Here is a 19,252-nt window from a genome sequence, read left to right as displayed (position 1 = left end):
CATGCCCCCGTCAAAAGCCGCCTCGGCGGCCCTCACCCTCGCCACCGCCGCTCTGGTGCTCACCGCCTGCAGCGGCCAGAGCTCCGACGCCGACGTCAACAGCCCCGTCAAGATCGGGATAACGGTGAGCAACGCCACCGAGCCCTTCGTGGTCCCCTGGCTGGTCGGCCAGGACCAGGGCTTCTTCAAGGGCCGGGGCGTGGAGATCAGTCAGATCGTGCCCGGCAAGGGCGGCAGCACCACCGTCCGCAACATGCGCAGCGGCGACCTGCCGATCGCCGATGTGGGGCTGACAGCGGTCGCCGACTCCGCCAAGACCGGCTCCGCCGTCACCGTCGTCGGCGGCGCCACCCAGAGCGTCTACGGCATCGACTTCTACGCCCTGGCGAAGAACACCTCCATCCGCACGATCAACGACATCAAGACCTGGGGCTACAGCTCGCCGCAGTCCATCACGCAGGCGCTGACGTACCTGCTCCCCGAGGTCGCCGGTGTGCACACCAGGGTGAACCGGAAGGAGACCGGCGGCATCGGCGAGGGCATCGCCCTGCTGGAGGCCGGCGACGTCGACGCCACCGTCGTGCCCCCGTCCGTCATCACCAAGAACGCGGCGCCGTACCGCAAGATCGTCAGCAGCGCCGACTACCTCAAGGCGTTCCAGCAGAGCGTCATCGCCACCACCCCCGACTACGCCAAGTCCCACCCGAACGTGGTCAAGGCCGTCGTGGCCGGCTACAACGAGGCGGTCGGCTGGATCGCGCGCAACCCCGAACAGGCCGGGAAACTCTACGCCGACTACACCGACATCGATCCCGACGCCGCCACCAAGATCGTCAATGAGGCGGCGGCGGCCGGCAACTGGGGCGCCGGATTCAACGCGGCGGCGATTGAGACCGCCGTCAAGGCCATGAAGGCCTCCGGTTTCACCGGGAACGAGGCCGACGTCTGCGCCGTCTTCGACGACTCGTTCCTGCCCGCGGGCGTCTCCAGCACGCTGCCCGCCTTCTGCGGGGGCGCGTAGCGATGGCCGGCGACGTGGACCACCGCACCACCATCGCGTCCCCGGCCGCGCGCCCTGCGGATCAGACGCCACCGGCTCGGGTGCCCATCGTCGAGGTCGCCGCGGTCGAGCAGCGGTTCGGCGCGGTGCACGCGCTCGGGCCCGTGGACCTGCGGATCGAACCCGGCGAGTTCGTCTCCGTGGTCGGCCCGAGCGGCTGCGGCAAGTCGACCCTCCTCGAGGTCGTCGCCGCCCTGCAGGACCCGGCCGACGGATCCGTGCGGGTGGCGGGCGAGCCGCTGACCGCGCCCCGGGACCGGACCGCGATCGTGTTCCAGGAGTCGGCCACGCTGCCCTGGCGTACCGTGATCGACAACATCGCGTTCGCGCTGCAGGCGCGGGGCGTGGACAAGCGCACCCGGCGGGCCCGCGCCCGCGAACTGCTCGACGTGGTCGGCCTGAGCGGCTTCGGCGACCACTACCCACAGCAACTCTCCGGCGGGATGCGCCAGCGGGTCGCGATGGCCCGCGCGATGTCCACCGAACCCGACCTGATCCTCGCGGACGAACCGTTCGGCGCGCTGGACGAGCAGACCCGGCTGATCATGGCGGTCGAACTGCTCCGTGTGGTCGAACGGATCGGGTGCGGCGTCCTGTTCATCACGCACAGCATCCAGGAGGCGGTCCTGCTGTCCGACCGGGTGCTGGTGATGAGCCGCCGCCCGGGACGGTTCATCGACGAGATCGCCATCGACCTGCCGCGCCCCCGCGCGCACGACGTGCTGTCCGCCCCCGGCGCGGTCGCCGCGCAGGAACGGATCTGGACGCACATCCGCCGAGAGGCCGCCGCTGCGATGGAGGCCGCGCCATGAGGACCAAGTCCGTCGTTCCCCGGTACGCGCGGCCGCCCGCGCGGCGGGTGGCCGGCCTGCCCGCCGCCGGCTGGACGGTCGTGATCGTCGCCGTGCTCCTGCTCGGCATCGAGTTCTACGCGCGCTCCGGCGCCGTGTCCGCCGTGGACCTGGTGCCGGTGACCGACATGGTCCGCCAGGCGGGCGAACTGCTGGGCGATCGGGAGTTCCTGGTCGGCGAACTGGTCCGCACCCTGCTCACCATCGTGGCGAGCTTCGCCCTCGCCGCGGTCATCGGCGTCGCGACGGCCTGGGCCATGGTACGGCTGCGCTGGTGCCGGGCCGCGCTGCAGCCCTACTTCAACGTGTTCTACTCCATCCCCACCTTCGCCCTCTATCCCATCCTCGTCGTCTTCTTCGGCACCGGCGTCGTGCCGGTGATCCTCCTGGCCACCGCGTTCAGCGTGGTCGTGATCATCTCTCACGCGGTGACCGGTTTCGACAGCGTCCCGCCCATCGCCCGGAAGCTATCGGCCTCGCTGCGCCTCACCGGCGGGCAGCACTTCCGGCTGGTGCTCATGCCCTCGGCGCTACCCGACATCCTCGCCGGCCTGAAGCTGGGGCTGGCGTACACCGTGATCGCCGTACTGGCCAGCGAGTTCATCCTCGCGCCGCACGGCCTCGGCCGGACCATCGCCACGGCGTACAACAGCTTCGACACCCCTGTCATGTACGCGGGAGTTCTGTTCGTCGTCGCGTTCGCGCTGCTCGCCAACCTGGTACTCGGCGGCGTCCTGTCCCGGTTCGACTGGCGGCGTCGATGACCGCCCCCGCCACCGGGCGTTCCACCCGCCTGCGCCGACCGCCCGCGCCGTCCGGACAACCCTCGGTCGCAACGCGCATGCGACGGCTCGTCTCGGCGGCGGCCCCGCCGATCCTGCTCGGCGCCGCGCTCGTCGCCGTATGGTGGATCGGCGCGCTGATCGCCGGCAGCGCCGTGTTCCCGACACCGGTCGAGGCCGTGACCAGCCTGGGCGCCGAACTGGGCCTGGAGCGCTTCGTCACGAGCATCGCGACCACGCTCCGCGCCCTCGCCAGCGCCTACCTGGCGGCGGCGGTCGTCGGCACCGTGGCTGGCATGTCGCTCGGGCTGAGCGCGTTCTGGACCTCGGCCGTGCTGCCGGTCGTCTACACCGTCAACAGCATTCCTAAAATTACTCTCTACCCTATCTTTCTGCTGTTCGCCGGGATCGGCGACCTCGGCCGCGGCACCTTCGCCTTCGTGTCCGGGGTGCTGCCGATGTTCCTGATCGTGGTCGAGGCGACGGCCGCGGTCAGCCGGGTGCACCTGAAACTGGCCGCTGTCCTGCGCCTGAGCCTGCCGCGGCTGCTCTGGCAGATCGTGGTGCCCAGCGTGCTGCCGGCCCTGGCGACCGGTCTGCGGCTCACCTTCGGCCTGACCTTCCTGGGACTGCTGCTCGCCGAGATGTTCTCGGGATCTTCGGGACTCGGTTTCGAGATCTTGCGCAACGTCACCCTCGTCCGGATGGAGCGGATCGTGGGCGAAGTGATCCTCATCGCCGCCCTTGCCCTCATCCCGACCCTGCTGCTCCAGGCGCTGGAGCGACAAGTCCACCGACGCTTTGGAGGAGCCCGATGACCACCACCCAGCCGACCCGGCCGCAGGCACAACCCACCGACCCCGCCGGGGTCACCGGCCGGCTGGCCACCTGGCTGAGCCGCCTGACCGCCGACCAGGTCCCCGAGCGGGTACGGCGACGCGCCGCGCACCTGGCCCTCGACGGCGTGGCCTGCGCCCTGGTGGGCGCGAAGCTGCCCTGGTCGCGAACCGCCGTCGAGGCCGTGCGCCGCCTGGACGGCACCGGCGACTCCCTCGTCATCGGATGGGGCACCACGCTGCCGGCCCCGGCCGCGTGCCTGCTCAACGGCACCTTCATCCAGGGATTCGAACTCGACGACTACCACCCGCAGGCGCCCCTGCACAGTAACTCGCTGGTGCTGCCCAGCGTGCTGGCCACCCTCGGCGGCGTCGGCCCCCGCACCGGCCGCGACGTGCTCACCGCTGTGATCGCCGGTTTCGAAGTCGGCCCCCGCGTCGGCCTCGCCCTGCACGGCGGCCAGATGCTCACCCGCGGCTGGCACTCGGGCGCGGTCTTCGGAACCCACGCCAGCGCGGCGGCCTCCGGCGTGCTCCGCGGCCTCACCGCCGCCCAGTTCGAGGACGCCCTCGGCCTCGCCGCGACCCAGTCCGGCGGCCTGATGGCCGCCCAGTACGAGGCGATGTCCAAGCGGATGCACCACGGATTCGCGGCGCGCAACGGCTACTACGCGGCCGGACTCGCCGCCGCCGGCTACACCGGGATCAAGCGCGTCTACGAACGCGACTACGGCGGTTTTCTGTCCACCTTCGGCGAAGGCCACGACCCGCAGCCCGCCCAGATCACCGCCGGTCTCGGCGACACCTGGCAGACCGAGACCATCGCGGTGAAGGCGTATGCGGCGATGGGCGGCACGCACGCCCCCGCCGACTGCGTGCTCCACCTGCGCGACACCGGCCTGCGCGCCCCCGACGTCGCCGCCATCGACGTCTGGGTCTCGGAGGCCGTCTACCACCACGGCTGGTGGACCCCCCTCGAACCGCCCCTGGAAACGATCGGCGCCCAGATGAACATCGGCTACGCCGTGGCCGTGGCACTGCTCGACGGCGAGATCCTCCCCCGCCAGTTCACCCGCGCCCGCATCGAGAGCACCGACGTCTGGGACCTGCTGTCCCGCATCCAGGTCCACCACGAGCCCGCCTTCGACGCCACCCGCGAAAACCTGACCCGCGCCCGCGTCACCATCACCACCCGCTCCGGGCGTCAGCACACCACCGAGGTGGCCGGCCCCCGAGGCGGCCTGACCAACCCGCTGAGCAACGCCGACATCGTCACCAAGTCCCGCACCCTGACGGCGGACGTGACCCCGCCCACGACCTGGCAGCGCATCGAGAGCCTAGTGCTGGGCCTCGACGACCTCGACGACGTGACGGAACTGGTGGAGCTGCTGGCCCGACCGGCGCACAACCTGAACATCGGCCTCTGACCGGCCCAACAACTGCCCTGTTCATTGTCCAGCGTTCGGAGAATGTGGATGACGCCGGTTTCCAGGGACGCGAAGGCGGTCAGCAGGAAGATGCGTTAGAGCGCGGGGGTCACCATCTGGCCTCTACGAGCCGGGCGTAGTGCCCACGCCCTGCAGCTCGGCGCAGGCACGACGCTCGGCTCCTCCCGCGGAACTGCGGACCGACGGTGCGGCCGCACCTATGCGGAGAAAGCGGGGATCAAGCTCGCCGACAGGCCGAGCCGCTCTGTTACCGTGGCCCGCTAGTACTCCAGTGACACTTTGAGATCATGGTTGGGATCTGCGCTGGTAGTGGCATCGGCGGGCGGTGGCTTGATGGCGGCGTCGCCAGTGTGACCAGTGCAGGATCTCCTCGGTCCGGCCGTGTCGGGTGAGGGCGGCCAGCAAGCGGCGGATCTCGGGCATCGTCAGGGCGAGATGCTCGTCGTCGCCGTCGGGCTGGGATGCGGCTCATCTGCGCGGCCAGTGCGGGTTTGGTGGCGAAGGCGGTCTCGTTCGGTACACCGGCGGAACGGCAGCGGGACTGGTCGGCCAGCCAGGAGTGCTCGGGCAGGTAGAGACGGTGATCGATCAAGGCCCGCCGCGCGGGGTGGCATAGGCCAAGAACACGCCGACCTGGCTGCTTTCGATCCGGCCGGCCATACCGGTGTACTGGCGTTGCACCCCGGCCGATCCAAGGCCCTTCTTGAGGAAGCCGGGCTCGTCGACGATCAGGGCACCACCCGCGCCGAGGCGTTCGCTCACATAGCCGCAGACGTCGTCGCGGACGGCCTCGGCGTCCCAGCGGGCACTGTGCAGCAGGCGAGGGGCATCAAGATTGTGCACCGCAGTCTCATCCCTTGCGGAGACGTTCGAGCCAGCGCTGAGCAGGCCTTTGACGGGGTCGAGGCCCGTGTACTCGGCCCGCATCGGCGCCCGCCACAGATGCTCGGCGTAGGGGTCGGAGGCGAGCCCCTGCCGGGCGGCGCACGCGAAGCGGCCGGGGCGGCCGGCGTGGAGTTCGAGTTCGGCGAGCAGGTCAGCGGCGCCAACAAGTACGTCCATGACTACCGCCTCGCCCCGGAACAGCCCGATCCGGCCCCGGTGAAGGACGCCTACGCCGAATTTGTGCGGACCGTGGCCCGCGACGCCTGGGTGCGCCGCACCCTCAGCGCCTGACGGTGCCTCAGCAGAAACCGGGACGCCATGGCATGCTGGCCCGACCGGCTGAACAACGGGGGAGAGGGGAGTGGTCACGCTACGTGACCGACGGCATCGGCCGCGTGCACAGACGGTGCCGCACCGCCGCCAGATCCTCCTCACGCACCCCTCCACGGCGTAGGTGCGCCGAATCTCCCTTCAGGGTCACCAGCACGGCGGCCCTGGAGGTGGCCTGCTCGCAGGGCAGGATGTCCTGTATCGCCCGCAGTTGGTCGTCGATCCGCAGCAGGGTGAACAGGGGGAGTAGCCGCGGTCGTAGTCGGCCGCGATGTCCTCCGGCGCCCACACCGGCCAGGGCGAGCAGGAGTAGCACGACCAGCCCGGTCCTGTCCCGCCCGATCCCGCAGTGCACCAGCACCCCGCCCGGCCGCGCCCGGACGACGGCGGAGACGACCGCCGCGCACCGCTCCGGCTTGCGCTCCGGGAACTGCCGGTAATACAGCGGAGTCCCGTGGAGCCCGCTGTCGCGCAGGTTCTCCCAGAACGCGACGTCGCCCAAGTCGTCGAGCGGCAGGCAGACGACGCACAGGCCGTCAGGGCGAGGGGCCATGTCACCCCGGCGCTCGTCGTCCAGCAGGTCGGTGATCGTAGGGAGGAGCGGGGCCAAGGAGCCAACTTGACATAATGTTCATTATCGAGCAACTCCTGAAGGGGCCCGAAGGGCGGATGGCCCGGAGTTTCGGAACGCCCTTCGAGGTGCACCTGACACCATCTCTGCGCTGTTGCCGTGACGAGGCCGTCAGTCGGTCTGCTCGGCCAGTGCGACGACGATGCCCTCGGGGCCGCGGATGTAGCAGAGCCGGTAGGCGTCCTTGTACTGCACCACCTCGCCGACGAGTTCGGCGCCGTGGGTGCGCAGGCGGGCGATGACGTCGTCGATGTCGTCGACGGCGAACATGATGCGGCGAATGCCCAGCGTGTTCGCCGGGGCGTCCTCCGGCACGCCGCTGATCGCCGTCGGCGCGTGGTACTTCGCCAGCTCGATCCGCCCGTGGCCGTCCGGGGTCCGCATCATCGCGATGTCGACTCGTTGGTCGTCGAGCCCGACGAGGCGTGCCGCCCAAGGCCCCTCGATCAGCGCCTTACCCTCCAGCTCCATGCCGAGTTCTACGAAGAACGCAATGGCGGCCTCAAGATCGTCGACGACAATGCCGACGTTGTCCATCCGCTGAATCGTCATGGTGATCCTCCTTTGTCTCGGCCCGTCGTGGCCCCTGGTGCACCTGAGACGGAGCCGGTGCCGCATTCTCGACACCCGGCTTACAGGATTTTCCTTCTGGGCGCCCACATCGCCGAACGAGAACGCTCTCGCCCCTCCTCTGGTACGACAAAGGCCCCCCTTACATGACAAAGAGTCATAGGTAGTCCTATACCGGACAGAAGCAACATTCTGTCCGGTGTAGCGGTCGACTGCGAGGCAGGCCATGCCGTGGCCGGCGCCGGCATGACGGCACTCAGCCCGCCGGCGAACAGCAGCCCGCCGTCCCCTCTCGACCATGCCGGGCAGCACTGCGCCGACCGCGTCAATCGCCGGATGCAGCACGTCCATCGCCTCCGGGTCACGAATTTGAGGGGCCCCTCACCTTCGTATGATGGGCGGCATGGCAGCCCTCCCCCAGCGGCCGGCAGCCCTTGACGAGATCGCCGCGGCGGCCCTCGCCGGCCCCGACCCCTGGGAAGGATGTTCACCCTGCATGCCGAGGGCCGCAGCTGGAGAACGATGGTGATCAGTGCCGTAGCGCATCTCGGCGTCATGGGCGGTCTGGCCATACCGGCCCTGGTCGTTGCGGTCTCGGCGCTGCTGTTCGCTGTGGCGCGCGCACAGACATCGGGCGTCTCGCTGTCCGCGATGGGCGTGGTCACGGCCGTCGCGGTGCTGCTGGTCGCCTGGGGTGGCGCGCCGGCGCGTGTGACGGCGGCGGGCGGCGTCCTCGCGCTGGGGGTGGGCGCGGGGATCCGGATGGCGGGCCGTGCACGCCGCCGCCGCGCGGCCGCCCGGCGGGGCCGCCGGGAGTTCCTGCGGCACGCGGCGGCGGTCCCGCGCGACGCGGCGCGGGCCGAGCGGGCGCGGTTCGCCGCCGAGTTGCACGATGTGGTCGGGCACCGTCTCACCGGGGTCGTGGTGACGGCCGGTGCCGCGCTCCGTCTGGACGACCCGGAGCTGCGGGCGGCGGCGCTGCGCCACGCGGCGGAGGCCGGACGCGCCGCGCTGGCGGAACTCGACGCTCTCGGTGCGTCGCTCGACCCCGCACGCAGCGTGCATGAGCTGGACGCCCTCGCCGCCGCGTTCGCGCGGGCCGACTACCGGCGCGGCGTCCGGGTCGTCACCCGGGAAGGTGCGGCGCTCGCCTATCGCGTACTCAGGGAAGGGTTGACCAACGCCGCCCGGTACGCCGTCGGCGCCACTGTGCGGGCACGAGTCGACGCCGACGGCGACGTCCTCCTCGTCGAGGTGAGGGACAGCGGCGGGACGGCGGCCGGCGACGGCCTCGGCACCGGTACCGGGCTGGACACTCTGCGGCGTGCCGTGGCCGAGGCGGGGGGACGGCTGGACGCGGGCCCGCACGAGGGTGGGTGGCTCGTCCGGATGTCGCTTCCAGGCGCTGCCGGGGAGCCGTCGGTGCGGGTGCCGGCCGCCGGACGGCGGCCGGGCACGATCGCGCCCAGCGTCTGGCCGCGGCTGTGGGGGCGGGCCTCCGCCGACGCCGCGCTCGTGGTCCTGGCGTTCGCGCTGCCCCTGGGAGCATGCCTGATCCCCGTCGGAGGGCCGGACGCGTTCAGTGGATCCTCCGCGGCCGACGCGCTGCTGGCCGGGGTGCTTGCCGCCCACGCCGCGCCGCTGGCATGGCGGCGCAGCGCCCCGCGTGCGGCGGCGGTGGCGGCCTGCGCCGTCGTGCTGGGGTGGCTGCTGTGCGAGCACCGCGGCTGGACGCCGCCCCACGGAACCGACGTACTGCTGTGGTGCTGGTGGGCGGATCTGGTGCTGGTCCACGCGGCAGCGTCGAGAGCGCGGCGTCCCGTGGCCGGAAGCTGGCCGGTGCCGCTCGTGGTGGCCGCCGTGGCCGGGGCGGCGCTGGCCGGCGACGGCGTGGCGCACCGCTCGATCGCCTGGGCGGTCTTCACCGCGGCGGCGCTCGTGCCCGTCCTGGTCTGCTGGGCCTTCGGCTTGCGTGCGGGACGGCGGCGGCGCGCCGGAACCAACGCCTGGACCGCGCTGCACCGGGCCGTCGGCCACCACGCGGCCACGGCCGCGCACGAGGAGCGGACGCGGCTGGTCCGGAGCCTGCGCGGCACCGCACGCGCCCACGTCCATGCCGCGGTCTCGGCCGCCGGACGCGAGGACCTCCAGGACGTCCTGATGCGGTCGCGGGCGGCGATGCTCGTCATGCAGGACCTGGTCACCGAGCTGCGCGCCGCACCCGCCGACGACGACCCGCCACCCACCCTGGCCGGGCTCCGCACGCTCGCCGCGCGCCACCGCGCCGCCCTGCGCGTGACCGGCCCCGTCCGCCCCCTGCCCGCGTCCGCCGAGGTGACCGCCTACCGCACCGTCGAGGCGCTCATCGAGGACGAGACGCCGATCGCCCTCCACCACGGCCCGGACGGACTGGATCTGACGATCGGCCCGCGCCGCCCCGGCTCCCCCGGCGTGCCGCGCTCACTGCGGGACCGGATCGACGCGGCGGGTGGCACGCTGAGCGTCGCCGCCGGCGGTACGGTGCGGGTGTGGCTCCCACAGACCGACCCGAGGTGATCCGCGTGACGGTCGCCGACGATCAGCCGATCGTCCGCGCGGGCATCGCCGCCGTTCTCGCCGCCGAGCCCGGGCTGCGGGTGGTCGACCAGTGCGGCGACGGCGAGACGGCCGTGCGGCAGGCCCTCGACCTGCGCCCGGACGTCGCGGTGCTCGACATCCGCATGCCCGGCCTGGACGGCGTCGCGGCGACCGCGCGTGTGACGGCCGCGGCGCCCGAGGTGCGGGTCCTGCTGCTCACCAGCTTCGGCCTGGACGAGTACGTGTTCGGCGCGCTGCGCGCCGGAGCGTCCGGCTTCCTGCTCAAGACCGCCGAGCCGCAACGCGTCGTCGATGCCGTCCGGGTCGTCGCCGCCGGGGACGCCCTTCTCGACCCGGCCGTCACCCGGCGGCTCATCGACCACTACGCCGCGTCCGGCGGCTCGCCCGACTCCGCGCCGCTGGCGGCGCTGACCCGGCGGGAGAGCGAGGTCCTGGTCCAGATCGCGCGCGGACGCAGCAACGCCGAGATCGCCCGGGAGCTGTCCCTGAGCCCGGCCACCGTCAAGGACCATGTGGCGGTGATCCTGCGCAAACTGAACGTGCGTGATCGCGTCCAGGCCGCGATCGCCGCCTACGAGACGGGGCTGGTCCGTCCAGGTATGCGCTGACGGGCCCTCGGTCGCCCCCGCCGCTCAGCGGGGAAGGGCCCCCGCCGTCCGGTGGGGCGTGGGTCCCGCGCGGTTCGTCTTCCCGCAGGAGGAACGGCGCGAATGGCGTACCTAGCCTGGACGGCATGGCAATGATCTTCCTCCGGCGCGCCGGCGGTGTGCTCGTGATCGTGGTGGCGCTGGTCGCGGCGGTCGTCGCGGCCCTGGCCGCCTTCTTCGGCGCGGCTTTCGCGACCGCGCTCGTCCCGGTGCTGGTCGCGGCGGCTCTTGCGGCGTTCTTCGCGACCTTCTTCCTTTTGTGCTGGGCGGGCCTCGCGCTGTTCGGCCCCCTGCGTACGCGGCGTACGCGGCGGACGTCGTCGTCCGGCGGCCGGCGGCCCGCCGTCCTGGCCGCCGCCGTCGCCACCGTCGTGTTCGGCGCGGGGGCCGGGATCCTCCTGTTCCGGCCGATGCCGCGTCCCGCGGACCCGCCTGCCGGTTCCGACGTCCGGTACTGGGACCTGCCGACCGGCTCCCGCATCGCCTACAGCCACGTCCCCGCCGTCGGCAGGCCCCGTCCGGCGCCTGTGGTGTTCCTGCACGGCGGCCCCGGGACCGCCAACGACGGAATCTCCCCTGCCGGGCGCGCGCTGGCGGCCGACGGCTTCGAGGTGTACGCCTACGACCAGCTCGGCTCGGGACGCTCGACGCGGCTCTCCGACATCCGCGGATACACGGTCGAACGGCAGGTCGCCGACCTGGAGGCCATCCGCCGCCGGGTGGGCGCCGACAAGATCATCCTGATCGGGCAGTCGTGGGGCGGCGAGCTGGCCGGACACTACCTGGCCGCGCACCCCGACCGCGTGGCCAAGGCCGTGCTGAGCTCACCGGGCGTCCTGTGGTATGGGGCGTTCAGCGGACGCGACAGTGGTGAACTGTGGGACCGGCTCTCCCCACGTCAGCGCGCGCAGGCCGAAAGCCTCGCCTCCAGCCCCCGTATGCTGACGGCCCAGCTGCTGGCCGAGGTGAACCCGTCCGCCGCCCACGCTCTGCTCGGGGACCAGGAGGCCGACGAGCGCTTCCGCCGGATCCTGGGCGCCTCGCTGTCCGCCGCGCAGTGCCCCGGCCGTCCACCGGCGTCGCTCCCGGCCAACCGCCCCGGCTTCTACGTCAACCAGATGACGATCGCCGACGCGAAAACCCTCCCCGACCCGCGTCCACGCCTGCGCGCCGTGACCGTTCCGACGCTGGTGATGCGCGGCGAGTGCGATTACAAGGACTGGCAGGTCACCTACGACTACCGGCGCACCCTGCCCAACTCGACCCTGGTCTACGTCCCCCACGCCGGTCACGGCATCGCCGTGGACCAGCCGGCCGTCTATCTCGCCCTGGTGCGAGCCTTCCTGCTGGGCGACCGCCTCCCGCTCCCGCCCTACACCGCCGCCACCCCGCCTGCCGGACGCTCATGACCTACCGGGGACAAGAAGAGGCTGCCCCGTTCGATGTCTTCGCAGGGTTTTCGAAGAAGTGTTACTCCGTGATCAAACCGTACGTCCGGCAGATCGAGGAGATGCGGCACTACGAGCGCACCGCGGTGCGCGGCACCGGCTCCTCGGTTCCGAGCCTGTACGACTGGGCGGGCGGCATCGAGGCGTTCGAGCGGCTCACCGAGACGTTCTACGAACAGGTTCTCAAGGACGACCTGATCGGCCCCCTCTTCGCCCATATGGACCCGGGACACCCCAGGTACGTCGCGATGTGGCTGGCGGAGGTCTTCGGCGGCCCGTCGCGCTACACCGACGAGCGGGGCGGCTACCACCACATGCTCGTCCAGCACCTTGGGAAGGGCATCACCGAACCTCAGCGCCGCCGCTGGGTCAACCTCCTCATGGACGCCGCCGACGTGGTCGGCCTGCCGACGGACCCCGAGTTCCGCGCGGCCTTCGCGAGTTACATCGAGTGGGGCACCCGCCTCGCCTTCGCCAACTCCCAGCCCGGTGCCCGCCCTCCGCAGCAGGCCCCCGTTCCCCGGTGGGGCTGGGGCGTGGCCCCGCCCTACTCCCCTACCTCGTGATCTGCCCGGTTGGCGGGAGGTCGGTGCCCCCCGCCAACCGGGCAGTGACCGGGCGTTTGTGCGAGTCTTCACACGAGCGGCACGCCGAGCTGGGACAGCAGCTCCAGCTGGTCGAAGTAGAGGCGCAGGCTGACGATCAGCCCGTTCTCGATCGTGCAGACATAGCAGCAGCGGAGATACAGCGGGCGGTCCGTCGGTGGAACCACCCTGCCGCCGGGGGCCATGTAGGGCCCTTTGTGGGTTCCGATCAGCACCAGTTCGTCTACCGTCATGTCGCCGACGTCGAACGACTCCAGGACCACCGTGTGCAGGTCCGGGAAGGCCGCCCAGAACTCCTCCAGGTAGGAGCGCAGTTGCTCACGGCCCTCGGCCATGCCTTCGGGGGTGAGGAACGCCCCGTCCGGGCTGACCGTGCCGAGCAGCGCGTCCATGTCATGCGCATTGAACGCGGCGTTGTACCTGTCGCGCACCTGGCGGGCTTCGCCCACGATGTCCGTCCTCCCCTACCGGTGGATGCCCTCAGAACGCGGCCGCCTGTCGCTCCCTCCGCAGTCTTTGCCGGAGGTTGTTCACAGTCATTGCCCGCCGGGGTCGTCCTCGTCTCGTACGGTGAAGCCGCCCTGGCCGTCGAAGGTCACCGTGTGGACCGCGTCGAACCCGTCCGACGGGCGTGGGCGGCGGAGGCGTTTCACCGTGGCGTGGACGCCGACCTCGGGCACCCGGGCACGGCCGGGTCGCCGCGCGTTGCGGTCCAGGGACGCGGTGAGGTCGGGAGGGAACCAGTAGGCCACCACCCGGGCGTGGTGTTCCTTCGCCGCGACGACGAGCGGGCCCCACTCCTCTGGGGAGGGATTGGTGTTGTCCACGGCCACGTTCCGCCCCTCCAGCAGCGTCTCGGCGATGACCCGGAGCTGGCGTCGCTGCCGGTGCCGGGCGTTCGGCCAGTTGTCCTTGCTGACGTGGTCGTGCGTGGCCGCCAGGTGCTGCCGGTAGAAGGTGGTCTTGCCCGACGCCTGCAGGCCGACGAGGACGGCGACCTCCCTGCTCGTCATGGCCGTGGATTGTGCCGGGGTCATACCTCATCCTCCCCCCGTGACGTTCCGGTGGGGGCACGGGGTGTCGCACGGGTCAGGTGTCGTGGTCGGCCAGGATCTGGTCGATCACGTGGAGCTGGACGGCGGCCTGTGCCTCGTCCCTGTCGATCACCTGGGTCAGGACGATCAGCGCCTTCCACAGCGCCCATCCCCTGGCCCGGGCCCAGGTGGCGGCGTCCTGGCGTACGGCCGCGCGGAAGGCGTGCCTGCTCTCCCCCGTGAACATCGTCCACGCGATCACGAGGTCGCACGCGGGGTCGCCCACACCCGAGGTCCCGAAGTCGATGACGGCGGTCAGTCTCCCCTCCCTGACCAGCAGGTTTCCGCTCGCGAGGTCGCCGTGGAACCACACCGGCCTCCCCTGCCAGGTCGCCTTCAGCGCGGCGTCCCACACGGCCGTCGCCCGCGCGGTGTCCGCACGGCCGTCCAGCGCGGCCAGGGCGCGGCGGGTCTCGTCGTCGTAGTGGGCCGGGGAGACGCCGCGGTAGGAGCTGTGCGCACCGGCGCGCGGTCCGTCCGTCGCGTCGGCGCGCTGCAGGGCGAGGAGGAACTCGGCCACCGAGACGGCGAACGCGGGCAGGTCGTCGATGCGGCCGGTGGCGGCGGTCTCGCCCTCCAGCCACCTTCGGATCGACCAGGGGAACGGATATCCCTCCCCCGGCGCGCCCTTGGCCAGCGGTTCGGGGACGGCGACCGGCAGCGACGGCGCGAGGATCGGCAGCCATCGGTGCTCCTTGTCCACCGCCGGTGCGTAGCCGGCCGCGGTCGGGAGGCGGACCGTCATCTCCTCGCCGAGACGGTAGGTGCGGTTGTCCCAGCCGTCGGCCTCGACCGGTGTCACGGGCAGGTCGCTCCACTGCGGGAACTGGGCGGCGATCAGTCGCTTCACTAGTGCGGCGCGGATTCCGGCGCGTCCGTCCGGAGGCAGATGATCGTCCACGTCGGGAGTGTCGCCGCCGGTCCCCCGTCGGCGCAAAGGGATTTCCGCCCGCCGGGTCTCGTACGATCACGGCATGGCGGAGTACGACCGGCACCATCCCGGGGGGCGTGACTCCGGTGGGCCGCGCGCGGCGCTCGCCGGTCCGGCCGGGGCACGCTCCGCTGGAACAGACGGGACCGGAATGGACGAAGAGGAACCGGCCGGGGGTGGGATCAACCGGGTCGTCCGGGTCGGGGGCACGGTGCGCCGGCCCGCCCGCCGGTGGACGCCGGCGGTGCACGCTCTGCTGGGCCATCTGGCGGCGGCCGGGTTCGGCGGCGCGCCGAGAGCCCACGGGCGCGACGGCGAGGGCCGGGAGGTGCTGGATTTCCTCCCGGGTGAGGTGCCGGACTATCCCCTGCCGCCGTACGCGATGGCGGATGAGGCGCTGGCCGGTGTCGGCGCGCTGCTGCGGGACTACCACGACGCGACGGTGGGCTTCGCGCCGCCGGAGGGCGCCGAGTGGTACTTTCCGCCGCGCGCTCCGGCCGAGGTCGTCTGCCACGGTGACGTGGCGCCGTACAACTGCGTCTTCCGTGAGGGGCGGCCGGTGGCGTTCATCGACTTCGACACCGCGCATCCGGGGCCGCGGGTGTGGGACGTGGCCTATGCCGCCTACCGGTTCGTGCCGTTGCATGATCCCGCTCGTGACGAGAGCGCTCCCGGGGTGGAGGAGCAGGCGCGGCGGCTGCGGCTGTTCGCCGACGCCTACGGGCTGGGCGTGGAGGACCGGGAGGCGCTGACGGAGACCGCGCGGGCCCGGCTGGAGCATCTGGTCGCCCACATGCGTGCGGAGGCCGGGGCGGGTCACGAGGCGTTCGCCGCTCATGTCGCGGAGGGTCACGATCTGCTGTATCTCACCGACAGTGCGCATATCGCGCGTCATCGGGTGCTGTTCTCGGCGGCGCTTTCGTCGGAGGGGTAGAGCGAGGGTACGTAGCTCCCGTGTGTCGGGGTCGTGCGGGAGTGTGGCGGGGCGCTCCCCCGTCGTCGTCTCGTCGTTCACGCGTGTCTGATCCATCTGGAGGAAGCCGATGCCTCATTCGACGGCGTACGTCGCCACGGACAGGCCCGACCGCTACATCAGGCAGCTGGTGTCGCACATGGGCCACAAGGCGGAGGCCGTGCTCGGCGGCGACGGCCGGGCGGTGATCGACCTGGGGTCCGGGCGCTGCGTGCTGCGGCCGTGCACCGGCGGGTTCGAGATGATCGCGACCGCCGCGGGCGAGGAGTCGCTGATCGGGGTGCGGGACGTCGTCACCCGCCACCTGCTGCGGTTCGCCACGCGGGAGGAACTGGTGGTCGACTGGTCGCCGCCGGTCGGGGGCGACGCGGCGTGGGCCCTGTCCCCCGTCGTGGACGACTATCTGCTCACGCACTGCTCGCCGGTGGACGAGGTGCTGCGGGACCTGGTGGTCAGGACGCGGGAGGAGACGGGCGGCGCGGCCGGGATGCAGGTCTCGCACGACGAGGGCGCCCTGCTGACGATGCTGGCGCGGATGTCGGGCGCCCGCCTGGCGCTGGAGGTGGGGGTGTTCACCGGCTACTCCTCCATCTGCATCGCCCGGGGGCTGCCACCGGACGGGCGGTTGCTGGCGTGCGACGTGAGCACGGAGTGGACGTCGATCGCCAGGAACTACTGGGAGCGCGCGGGTGTGGCCGACCGCATCGACCTGCGGATCGGGCCGGCGCTGGAGACGCTGCGCGGGCTTCCGGCCGAGCCGGTCGTCGGTTTCGCCTTCATCGACGCCGACAAGGAGAGCTATCCGGACTACTACGAGGAGGTGGTCACGCGGTTGAGCCCGGGCGGCCTGGTCGTGCTCGACAACGTGTTCCTGGGCGGGCGCGTGTTCGACCCGGCCTTCCAGGGGGACGCGCAGGTGGCCGTACGGCGCCTGAACGAGACGATCGCGCGGGACAGCCGGGTGGAGTCGGTGATGCTGCCGGTGCGCGACGGTGTCACGATCGCCCGCCGGGTGGGCTGACCTGGAAGGGCTGACTGTTCCGGGGTTCGGGGTTTACGATCACCGCATGTTCGGCTTGGGCACGGCTGAGGTGTTGGTCCTCGCCGTCATCGTGATCGCGTTTGTCGGTGTGGCGCTCGCGGCCGTGCGGGCCGGCGCCCGCCCCGCAGGGCCGCTGGCGTGGCGCAGCCCCGGGCTGCTGCCGCCGGTCTCGGCCGACCTGCAGCACCGGGTGCGGGAGCTGTACGCCGAGAACAAGCAGATCGAGGCGATCAAGCTGATCCGCGAGCAGACCGGGCTGGGGCTGAAGGAGGCCAAGGACCTGGCCGAGGCGCTGGCCTCCGGGCGGCCGCTGCCGGTCGCGCCGGGGCACGCGCGGCACGATCTGGCGTCGCGGGTGCGGGAGCTGAAGGCGGCCGGACGCGGCGAGCAGGCGGTGTTCCTGGTGCGCGGGGAGACGGGGATGGGCCAGTCTGAGGCCGAGCGGTTCGTCGACGCGATCGACGCCGCGGGCCCGGGGGGCGGCGAGGCGTAGGAGACCGCCGTCATGGCGTTTGCTGTCGGTGCGGCTCGGTACGGTGTCGATCATGCTGCCCGTACAGGTGAACAGGCTGACCGTGCAGGAGGCCGGGGACCGCTATGTGGAGCTGGTCCGGGCCAAGACGGTGACCGGTGCGCTGTCACGCGCCACGGCCGAGGTGTACGCGCGGGACGTGGCGACGTTCGTGCGGCTGGCCGGGCCTGACCGGGTGCTGGACGACCTGACCGGCGAGGACGTGGACGCGGTGCTGCTGGCGTTCGCCCGCAAGCCCGACGAGCGTAAGAAGGGCGACGTCCGGGGGAAGGACACGGGGAAGGACACCGGGCAGAGCGCGGCGTCGCAGGCGAGGTTCCGCCGGTCGGTGTCGGCGTTGTTCCGGCACGCGACGTCGGCGGGATGGGTGCATCTGGATCCGATGGCGGCCTCGTCGGTGCGTGCGCGGGAGCGGGGCGGGCTGCGGCCGGAGCGCCGGGCGCTGACGCGGGAGCAGGCCGAGGGCCTGATCGAGGCGGCCGGCTCCCCCGCCGCGCCGCCGGTGGAGGCGGCGGGTTCCGGCAGGGGGCGCCGCCGTCGGGCCGACCAGCGGACGGAGGTGCGTGACGCGCTGGTGGTGCTGCTGCTGACCACGCTGGGCCCGCGGGTGTCGGAGCTGGTGCGGGCCAACGTGGAGGACTTCTACACCAACGACGGGGTGCGTTACTGGCGGATCTTCGGCAAGGGCGGGCGGACCCGGGACGTTCCGCTGCCCGATGCCGTGGCGGCGGCGCTCGACGCGTACCTGGCGGTGCGGCCGGGCGGGGACGGCGAGAAGGCGCTGTTGCTGTCGTGGCGGGGCAGGCGGCTGGCGCGGGGCGATGTGCAGGCGGTCATCGACCGGGTGCAGCGGCGGGTGGATCCTGACCGGCGCCGGACGGTGACGCCGCACGGGTTACGGCACACGACCGCGACGCACCTGCTGGCGGACGGCACGGACATGGACGCGGTACGGCGGGTGCTGGGGCACAGCGATCTGTCGACGCTGGGCCGTTACCGGGATGACCTGCCCGGGGAGTTGGAGGTCGCGATGGGGTCGCACCCGCTGCTGCGCCGCCGCCGCGGCCGGTCCGGGCCGGACGGCGCGCTCCGGTCCCCCGATGAGGGAGCCCCTTAGCAGCTCTGAGAGATCAAGGGCGGCGCTACGCGCCGCCACCGCGCGGGCCTGCACTCGGCTTCCACCGATCTCCATCCGGGCGGCCGCCAGCAGAGAGGCGAAGGTCCCTCCCCTTACCGACACGTCCTCCGGGGTTCCCTCCTCAACTACCTGTCCGTGCTCACCAAGGACGACGACGTGCAGCGCATGTGATGCGAAAGAGAGCCTGTGGCTCACCAAAAGTACTGTCCGGTCGGGGTTTTCCAGGAAAGTGGCGACTTCTGGACGAAGGTCGCGGAAGGTGAAGACGTCCACCTAGGACTTGTGGACCTCCACGCTCGTCACTGGTGTCCCGTCTCACCGGACTTGAGGCAGTCTCACCGATCATGAGGCATCCCGTCGTTAGTCTCACCCATACGTGGTGGCTGGCGCTGAGTGCATGGAGGACGAGAGATGGGCGATGTTCTCGCCGCCGATGAAGCCGGAAACCTTCTGACCACTTTCCACGCGGTCGCGGAGGAGACGCACTTCGAGGACGGGCCCACGCCACTGGCGCTGGTGGCAGTGTGGAACGACGAGCGGCTGCTGCTGGCCTTCAACCACCTACGCCAGTGCTGGGAACTGCCCGGCGGCATGGTCGACCCAGGCGAGACACCACGCCAAGCGGCCATGCGAGAGCTGCGGGAAGAGACCGGCCTGGATGTCACCAGCCTCGTGTTCGCCGGACATGCACGCTTCGTCCTCGGCCCGGAGCGGCGCGTCGAGTACGCGGCCCTCTACACCGCGCACGTCGCACCCGAGCAATGCTTAGAACCTGTGGATCTTCAGGGAAGGGGTGTACCTTCCCGATGATCATGTAGGTCTCATGCATGACCGACGCGCCAACGTCGGTC

20 protein-coding genes and 1 pseudogene are annotated in these 19,252 nt (G+C 71.7%); 15 read left to right on the top strand and 6 right to left on the bottom strand.

Annotation, left to right across the window (positions count from 1 at the left end):
• Position 1 precedes the first annotated feature (1 nt).
• The 5 genes from ABZ857_RS09630 to ABZ857_RS09610 all read left to right on the top strand — a co-directional run bounded on the left by ABZ857_RS09630 (position 2) and on the right by ABZ857_RS09610 (position 4,956).
• A complete protein-coding gene (locus tag ABZ857_RS09630; protein WP_357040267.1) occupies positions 2-1,021 on the top strand; it encodes an ABC transporter substrate-binding protein in 1,020 nt (339 codons plus the stop codon).
• A gap of 2 nt (positions 1,022-1,023) precedes the next feature.
• The gene (locus ABZ857_RS09625; protein ID WP_357040264.1) at positions 1,024-1,872 is read left to right on the top strand and encodes an ABC transporter ATP-binding protein; all 849 of its coding nucleotides are present in this window, start codon (positions 1,024-1,026) and stop codon (positions 1,870-1,872) included.
• Positions 1,869-2,675 carry an ABC transporter permease subunit gene (locus ABZ857_RS09620; RefSeq protein WP_357040261.1) on the top strand — a complete coding sequence of 269 codons (807 nt, stop codon included), beginning with the start codon at positions 1,869-1,871 and terminating at the stop codon, positions 2,673-2,675. The genes ABZ857_RS09625 and ABZ857_RS09620 overlap by 4 nt, the downstream gene beginning before the upstream one ends.
• 77 nt (positions 2,676-2,752) lie before the next feature.
• Positions 2,753-3,511, top strand: a complete 759-nt coding sequence (locus tag ABZ857_RS09615; protein ID WP_357040258.1) for an ABC transporter permease subunit — start codon at positions 2,753-2,755, stop codon at positions 3,509-3,511.
• Positions 3,508-4,956, top strand: coding sequence for an MmgE/PrpD family protein (locus tag ABZ857_RS09610; protein WP_357040255.1), 1,449 nt, complete (start codon positions 3,508-3,510; stop codon positions 4,954-4,956). Before ABZ857_RS09615 ends, ABZ857_RS09610 begins: the two co-directional genes overlap by 4 nt.
• 268 nt (positions 4,957-5,224) lie before the next feature.
• Here the strand turns inward: ABZ857_RS09610 and ABZ857_RS09605 are convergent.
• Positions 5,225-5,904 (bottom strand): annotated as a pseudogene (locus tag ABZ857_RS09605) (transposase).
• Between the two features lie 15 nt (positions 5,905-5,919).
• Between ABZ857_RS09605 and ABZ857_RS09600 the strand changes: the two are divergent.
• Complete coding sequence (locus ABZ857_RS09600) at positions 5,920-6,153, top strand: hypothetical protein (RefSeq protein ID WP_357041111.1); 234 nt, start codon at positions 5,920-5,922, stop codon at positions 6,151-6,153.
• A gap of 79 nt (positions 6,154-6,232) precedes the next feature.
• Here the strand turns inward: ABZ857_RS09600 and ABZ857_RS09595 are convergent, their stop codons facing one another.
• Together ABZ857_RS09595 and ABZ857_RS09590 are read right to left on the bottom strand one after the other, a co-directional pair.
• A complete protein-coding gene (locus tag ABZ857_RS09595; RefSeq protein WP_357040252.1) occupies positions 6,233-6,802 on the bottom strand; it encodes a tyrosine-protein phosphatase in 570 nt (189 codons plus the stop codon).
• Between the two features lie 132 nt (positions 6,803-6,934).
• Positions 6,935-7,360: a VOC family protein gene (locus ABZ857_RS09590; RefSeq protein ID WP_357041040.1), complete on the bottom strand. Its 426-nt coding sequence runs from the start codon at positions 7,358-7,360 to the stop codon at positions 6,935-6,937.
• 516 nt (positions 7,361-7,876) lie between these two features.
• Between ABZ857_RS09590 and ABZ857_RS09585 the strand changes: the two genes are divergently transcribed.
• The 4 genes from ABZ857_RS09585 (at position 7,877) to ABZ857_RS09570 (ending at position 12,652) form a co-directional block, all read left to right on the top strand.
• The gene (locus tag ABZ857_RS09585; RefSeq protein WP_357040249.1) at positions 7,877-9,949 is read left to right on the top strand and encodes a histidine kinase; all 2,073 of its coding nucleotides are present in this window, start codon (positions 7,877-7,879) and stop codon (positions 9,947-9,949) included.
• Positions 9,922-10,599 (top strand): response regulator transcription factor, encoded by a 678-nt coding sequence (locus ABZ857_RS09580; RefSeq protein ID WP_357040246.1) that lies wholly within the window; start codon positions 9,922-9,924, stop codon positions 10,597-10,599. Before ABZ857_RS09585 ends, ABZ857_RS09580 begins: the two co-directional genes overlap by 28 nt.
• Before the next feature lie 125 nt (positions 10,600-10,724).
• Positions 10,725-12,047, top strand: a complete 1,323-nt coding sequence (locus ABZ857_RS09575) for an alpha/beta fold hydrolase (protein ID WP_357040242.1) — start codon at positions 10,725-10,727, stop codon at positions 12,045-12,047.
• Between the two features lie 68 nt (positions 12,048-12,115).
• Positions 12,116-12,652: a group II truncated hemoglobin gene (locus ABZ857_RS09570; RefSeq protein WP_357040239.1), complete on the top strand. Its 537-nt coding sequence runs from the start codon at positions 12,116-12,118 to the stop codon at positions 12,650-12,652.
• Between the two features lie 68 nt (positions 12,653-12,720).
• On the opposite strand, the gene ABZ857_RS09565 is transcribed toward ABZ857_RS09570, so the two are convergent.
• From ABZ857_RS09565 to ABZ857_RS09555, 3 genes are all read right to left on the bottom strand, one after another.
• A complete protein-coding gene (locus ABZ857_RS09565; protein ID WP_357040237.1) occupies positions 12,721-13,140 on the bottom strand; it encodes an ester cyclase in 420 nt (139 codons plus the stop codon).
• Positions 13,141-13,227: 87 nt separating this feature from the next.
• Complete coding sequence (locus ABZ857_RS09560; RefSeq protein ID WP_357040234.1) at positions 13,228-13,704, bottom strand: ATP-binding protein; 477 nt, start codon at positions 13,702-13,704, stop codon at positions 13,228-13,230.
• Positions 13,705-13,780: 76 nt separating this feature from the next.
• On the bottom strand, positions 13,781-14,686 hold the full coding sequence (locus ABZ857_RS09555) for an aminoglycoside phosphotransferase family protein (RefSeq protein WP_357040231.1): 906 nt from the start codon (positions 14,684-14,686) through the stop codon (positions 13,781-13,783).
• Positions 14,687-14,759: 73 nt separating this feature from the next.
• Here ABZ857_RS09555 and ABZ857_RS09550 point away from each other — a divergent pair, with 73 nt between their 5' ends.
• From ABZ857_RS09550 to ABZ857_RS09530, 5 genes are all read left to right on the top strand, one after another.
• Positions 14,760-15,650, top strand: a complete 891-nt coding sequence (locus ABZ857_RS09550) for an aminoglycoside phosphotransferase family protein (protein ID WP_357040228.1) — start codon at positions 14,760-14,762, stop codon at positions 15,648-15,650.
• Positions 15,651-15,759: 109 nt separating this feature from the next.
• Positions 15,760-16,710: a DUF2218 domain-containing protein gene (locus ABZ857_RS09545; RefSeq protein WP_357040225.1), complete on the top strand. Its 951-nt coding sequence runs from the start codon at positions 15,760-15,762 to the stop codon at positions 16,708-16,710.
• A 46-nt stretch (positions 16,711-16,756) separates the two neighbouring features.
• Positions 16,757-17,224 carry a ribosomal protein L7/L12 gene (locus ABZ857_RS09540; protein ID WP_357040222.1) on the top strand — a complete coding sequence of 156 codons (468 nt, stop codon included), beginning with the start codon at positions 16,757-16,759 and terminating at the stop codon, positions 17,222-17,224.
• Positions 17,225-17,276: 52 nt separating this feature from the next.
• Positions 17,277-18,380: a tyrosine-type recombinase/integrase gene (locus tag ABZ857_RS09535; protein ID WP_357040219.1), complete on the top strand. Its 1,104-nt coding sequence runs from the start codon at positions 17,277-17,279 to the stop codon at positions 18,378-18,380.
• Positions 18,381-18,812: 432 nt separating this feature from the next.
• The gene (locus ABZ857_RS09530; protein WP_357040216.1) at positions 18,813-19,211 is read left to right on the top strand and encodes an NUDIX hydrolase; all 399 of its coding nucleotides are present in this window, start codon (positions 18,813-18,815) and stop codon (positions 19,209-19,211) included.
• Positions 19,212-19,252 lie beyond the last annotated feature (41 nt).

Origin of the sequence: Microbispora sp. NPDC046933 (genome assembly GCF_040644635.1) — a bacterium.
Lineage (GTDB): Bacteria > Actinomycetota > Actinomycetes > Streptosporangiales > Streptosporangiaceae > Microbispora.
The sequence above is the reverse complement of the archived record's forward strand: the minus strand, read 5'-3'. Positions and strand labels throughout refer to the sequence as shown.